The sequence below is a fragment of the Bacillota bacterium genome (assembly GCA_040754675.1).
Classification (GTDB): domain Bacteria; phylum Bacillota; class Limnochordia; order Limnochordales; family Geochordaceae; genus Geochorda.
The window spans coordinates 1-4545 of the sequence record JBFMCJ010000335.1; the positions used below are offsets into that span (position 1 = coordinate 1).

A 4545-nucleotide genomic window follows, 5' to 3' on the forward strand; every position below is an offset into this window, starting at 1 on the left:
AGACCGGCGACGGCACGGGCGGCGAGGGGGAGGGCCCGGCCGGGTCGCCCGCTCAGGGAAACCCGCCCAGCTCCGCGTCGCTTGACGAGGGAGGCGAGGGCCTGCCGACGGCTCCTACCAGGCGGCCGGGAAGCCGCGGCGGCCTTCCCGGTCAAGGCGCCGGCCTGGACCAGGAGGCGGCCGCCGGCGGCCCGAGGCAGCAGGACGCTGGCACGACGGCGGGCCGCGGGGCCAGCGACCCGGAGGGATCCGGCGCGTCCGGCGGCCTCAAGGGGACGCCCACGGGCCCGGGCCCGCCGGGCACGTCACCCGGTGCCGTCGAATCCGAGGCAGAGGCGACCCTCGGGAGAGCGGGCGAGCGGGTGCCTCTGCCGTCCAACCCCCAGCTCGGCCGGGGGGCCGTGCTGACGGTGCTGCCCGGCCCGTCCGTCCGCCCCGAACCCGGCGGGACGAGGGTCCCCTGGCGGGCCGACACGGGGATGATGCAGCCGGGTGACGAAGGGCCACCTGTCACCACCGAATCGGTGCCGCTGGAATACCGGGAGGCGGTTCGGCGCTACTTCGAGGCGCTGGCCGGCGAAGGGAGCTGACGGGGCGTTCATGGAGAGCCTGGACGCGCTGGAAGCAGAGCAGCTGGTGGCGAGGACGGCCGACCGGATGCGCCGTGTGCGGGAAGCCCTCGGTACGGTCGTGGTGGGCCACCGCGACGTCATCGAGCAGGTTCTGCTGGCCCTTTCCGCCGGCGGGCACGTGCTGCTGGAGGGGCTGCCCGGGCTTGGCAAGACGCTTCTGGTGCGAACGCTTGCAGCGGCGACCGACCTGGCCTACTCCCGGATCCAGTTCACGCCCGACCTGATGCCGGCGGATATCGTGGGCACCAACGTGCTGGTGCACGACCCCGAGCAGGGGCGGCGCACGTTTCAGTTCCAGCCGGGGCCGATCTTCGCGCAGGTGGTGCTGGCCGACGAGATCAACCGTGCCACCCCCAAGACGCAGTCGGCGCTGCTCGAGGCCATGCAGGAGCACCGCGTCACCGTAGCCGGCGTGGAACACCGGCTGCAGGAGCCGTTCTTCGTGCTGGCCACGCAGAACCCCATTGAGATGGAGGGCACCTACCCCCTGCCGGAGGCCCAGCTCGACCGCTTTTTCTTCAAGGTGCGGCTCGGCTATCCCGACCGCTCGGAGCTGGCCGAGATCATCGATCGCACGACCGGCCCGCAGCAGCCGGAGGTGAAGCCGGTCATCACCCGCTCCGAACTGCTGGAGGTGCAGCGGGCGGCGCGCATGGTAGCGGTGGCGACCCCGGTCCGGCAGGCCGTCGTCGAACTCATCGCCGCCACCCGCCCGGACGGCTCACCGGTAGAGGCGGTGCGCCGGTTCGTGCGGTATGGGGCAAGCCCGAGGGGGGCCCAGGCGGTCATGCTGGCCGCCAAGGCGAGGGCGCTTCTGTGGGGCCGGATGCACGTGAGCTACGAGGACGTGGAGGCGGTGCTGCTGCCGGCGCTGCGCCACCGCCTGATCCTGAACTTCGAGGGCGAGTCGGAGGGGGTTGATACCGACCGGCTTCTGATCGAAGCCTGGGAGGCCGTACGGCCGAGGGAAAGCGTGCGAGGCCGTGCTGGATGAGCGGTGGCTTGCCACCCTGGGACGCCTCCGGCTCGTGTCCCGCCTGGCCCCGGAGATGAACCGGGCGGCGTGGCGGCCCGTGCGGCGTTCGGGCGAGGGCATCGACTTCTTGAGCCACCGGGAGTACATGCCGGGGGACGACTTCCGTTCCATCGACTGGAAGGCGCTGGCCCGCCTGGACCGCCCCTACGTCAAGGTCTACGCCCGCGAAGAGCAACTGCCCATGGAGCTTGCCATCGACACCAGCGCCTCGATGGGGCAGCCGGACGGCCGGAAGTTCGCCTTTGCGCGGGGGCTGGCGGCCTGCCTGGGCTACGTGGCGCTCGCGTCGGGGGAGCGGCTGCGGCTCGTGCCGTCCCGCGAACCGGGGGCCGGCGGGGACGGGTACGCTCTCACCTATGCGGGCCGGACGGCGCAGGCGCTGTCGCGGATGCTGCGGGCGCTGGACGCTCTCGTACCCGAGGGGGCGATGGACCTGCCGGAGTGGGCGCAGCGCCTGACGCAGGCGCGGCGCGGGCCGGCACTGACCATCCTCATCAGCGACCTCCTCACCCCTCCGGACCAGGTGGAGCAGGCGCTGCAACTGCTGGCCCGGGCCCGGCGAGAGGCCGTGCTTCTCCACGTCCTGTCCGCGGGCGAGCTCCTTCCCGACGCGCTCGGGGAACTGAGGCTGGTGGACGTGGAATCCGGGGACTCCATCTTCGTTCGGGCCGACCCGGCCACCATCTCCCGCTACCTCGAGGCGCTCGAGCGCTGGGTTGCGGAGCTTTCGGCGATGGCGGCCAGGCACCGTTTCCGCTACGTAACCCTCTCCAGCGGCGCCTCCCCGTATGAGGCGGTCACGCGCGAGCTTCGGCAGGCCGGGGTGGTCCGGTGAACGCCGCGCTGCCGGGCGCCCTCCAGCTGGGGTCACCATGGATGCTGCTGGCCGGGGCGGCGGCGGCGGGCGCGATCCTGCTTCTCCACCTCGTACGCCCGAGGCCTCGCCGGCTGCCGGTTTCAAGTCTCCTGCTGTGGCGCATTCTCCAGCAGCGTATCCGGGAGCAGACCCTCCTGCGCCGCCTGATCCCCACCCTGATCCTGGCCCTGCAGGTGGCCGCGGGGTTGCTGCTTGGCCTTTCGCTCGCACGGCCCGAGTGGCGCAATGCCGCGCCGATCGCGCCGGTCGGGGTGTTCGTCGTCGACCGGTCGCTGAGCATGCAGGCCCTCGAGGCTGCCGGCGACCGGTTCACCCTGGCGAAGAGGGCCCTGGCGCAGATCCTGTCGGGAGACGAGCCGGCCGGGCTGCGCCGCATCTACGTCGGCGGTTTGGGACCGGCTGGCCCGAGCTTCCTTGGCCCTTTCCCATCAGCCGGGCGCGCCCGCGAAGCGCTGGACGAGATCCCGCCGCCCTCGGACGGGCCCGCGGACTTCGCGGCGCTCCGGCGGGAGCTTGGGTCGCTGGTGCCCGGCGGCGAGCCGGTGCGGGTGTGGCTTGCCACAGACGGCGTGATGACCAGGACGGCGCAAGACGAGCTGCTTGAACTGGGGCGATGGGCTCGTCTGGAGGTCGTGAGCGTGGGCACGGGTGGGCTGGCAAACGCCGCTATCACCGCCATGCAGGCCTACCCGGCCGGGCCGGACCCGGCGGACGTGCAGATCATGGTGGAGGTCTCCAACTTCGCCGGCCAGGCGCTCGACGGCGTGCTGACCGTGCAGGCTGATTTCGGGCTCAGCGAGGCCCGCGCCGTCCACGTGGAACCCGGCCGTTCGGTCCGGATCGTGCTGCCCTACCGCGTGGGAGGCCTGGCGGCCGTGCGGGCGCGGCTCGACCCGCGCCGGCCGGACGCGCTGGCGGCGGACAACAACGCCGCCCTGGTCTTCTCGGATCCCCTGGATCCGGCCATGGTCTACCTGGTCGGGGAGGGTACGCCGGCGATCCGGCGCGCCGTGACCGCGGCCGGCCACACGGCCCTGTTGTGGATCCCGGCGGCGATCTCCGAAGGGGCCTCCGCCCCCGCCTTGCCGCCCGCCCCGTCCCGGGGGCCGGGGGCCGGGCCGGCAGGAGGTTACCTGACCGGCGCGCACCTGGTCATCTTCAACGGGGTACCGCCTCCCGATACGCCCCAAGGGGCCGCAGGCGCCATGCGGGACGACGCTTGGGCGGCGCCCCTCTGGTGGGTGATCCCCCCGAGAAGCGCAGCGGCTCCGGGGGGGCTCGGCCAGCCGGGGCAGCAACCTGCGGGGACAGGCTCGCCCGACCCGTCCGTGCTGGACGAAGCGGTGGTCTTCTGGAGGCGCACGCACCCGCTGCTTCGGTTCACCGACCTGGAGGGGGTGCGGGTGCGCCGCTCGCCGGCCGCCCCGCCGGTGACTGAGGATGCCGACGTCCTGGTAGTGGGAACCCGCGGGCCGCTTCTCTGGGAACGGGCGGACGTCTTTGGACAGCGCCGCCTGGAGAGCGCCTTTGCGCTGGAGGACAGCAACCTTCTCGGGCGGGTGGCCTTCGCCATGCTGGTGGCCAACCTCGTGCGCCTGGCTGCCCCTCACTCGTGGCAACTGGCGCAGCCGCCGCTGCGGCCCGGTGAGGCGGTGACGGTGCGGGCGCCCCCGGGCGAGGCCGAGCTGCTGGTGGTGACGCCCGACGCGCAGGTCGTGCCGCACCGGGTGCAGGGGCCTTCGGTCCAACCGTTCACCCGGACGGAGCGGGCCGGCGTCTACCAGGCCTGGCCGGCGTCTGGAAACACCGATAACCCGGCGGCCATGTGGGCGGTCCAGCCCCCCGGGGCGAGCGAGTCGGACCTCCGGCGCACCGGGTCGCTTCCCGGGCCTGGCGAGCCCGCTGGTGCCCCCGCCCGAGCCGGGACGCGGCCGCTGTGGCCTTATGCAGCTGCGGCGGCGCTGGCCGTGCTGGCGGGGGAGGCGGCGCTCTACTGGATG

At 73.3% G+C, this 4545-nt stretch carries 4 protein-coding genes; all 4 read left to right on the top strand.

Going from position 1 to position 4545, the window contains the following annotated elements:
• The coding region (locus AB1609_16175) for a hypothetical protein (protein ID MEW6047986.1) at positions 1 to 590 on the top strand (590 nt) is incomplete at its 5' end.
• 10 nt (positions 591 to 600) lie between these two features.
• Positions 601 to 1626 (top strand): MoxR family ATPase, encoded by a 1026-nt coding sequence (locus AB1609_16180; GenBank protein MEW6047987.1) that lies wholly within the window; start codon positions 601 to 603, stop codon positions 1624 to 1626.
• On the top strand, positions 1616 to 2503 hold the full coding sequence (locus AB1609_16185) for a DUF58 domain-containing protein (GenBank protein ID MEW6047988.1): 888 nt from the start codon (positions 1616 to 1618) through the stop codon (positions 2501 to 2503). The genes AB1609_16180 and AB1609_16185 overlap by 11 nt, the downstream gene beginning before the upstream one ends.
• Positions 2500 to 4545: vWA domain-containing protein (locus AB1609_16190; protein ID MEW6047989.1), on the top strand; the 2046-nt coding region annotated here is incomplete at its 3' end. The genes AB1609_16185 and AB1609_16190, both read left to right, overlap by 4 nt.

What these genes read in the sequence shown, in the direction of transcription:
- AB1609_16180 (MEW6047987.1), top strand. Translation starts at nt 601, where the DNA reads ATGGAGAGCCTGGACGCGCTGGAAGCAGAGCAGCTGGTGGCGAGGACG.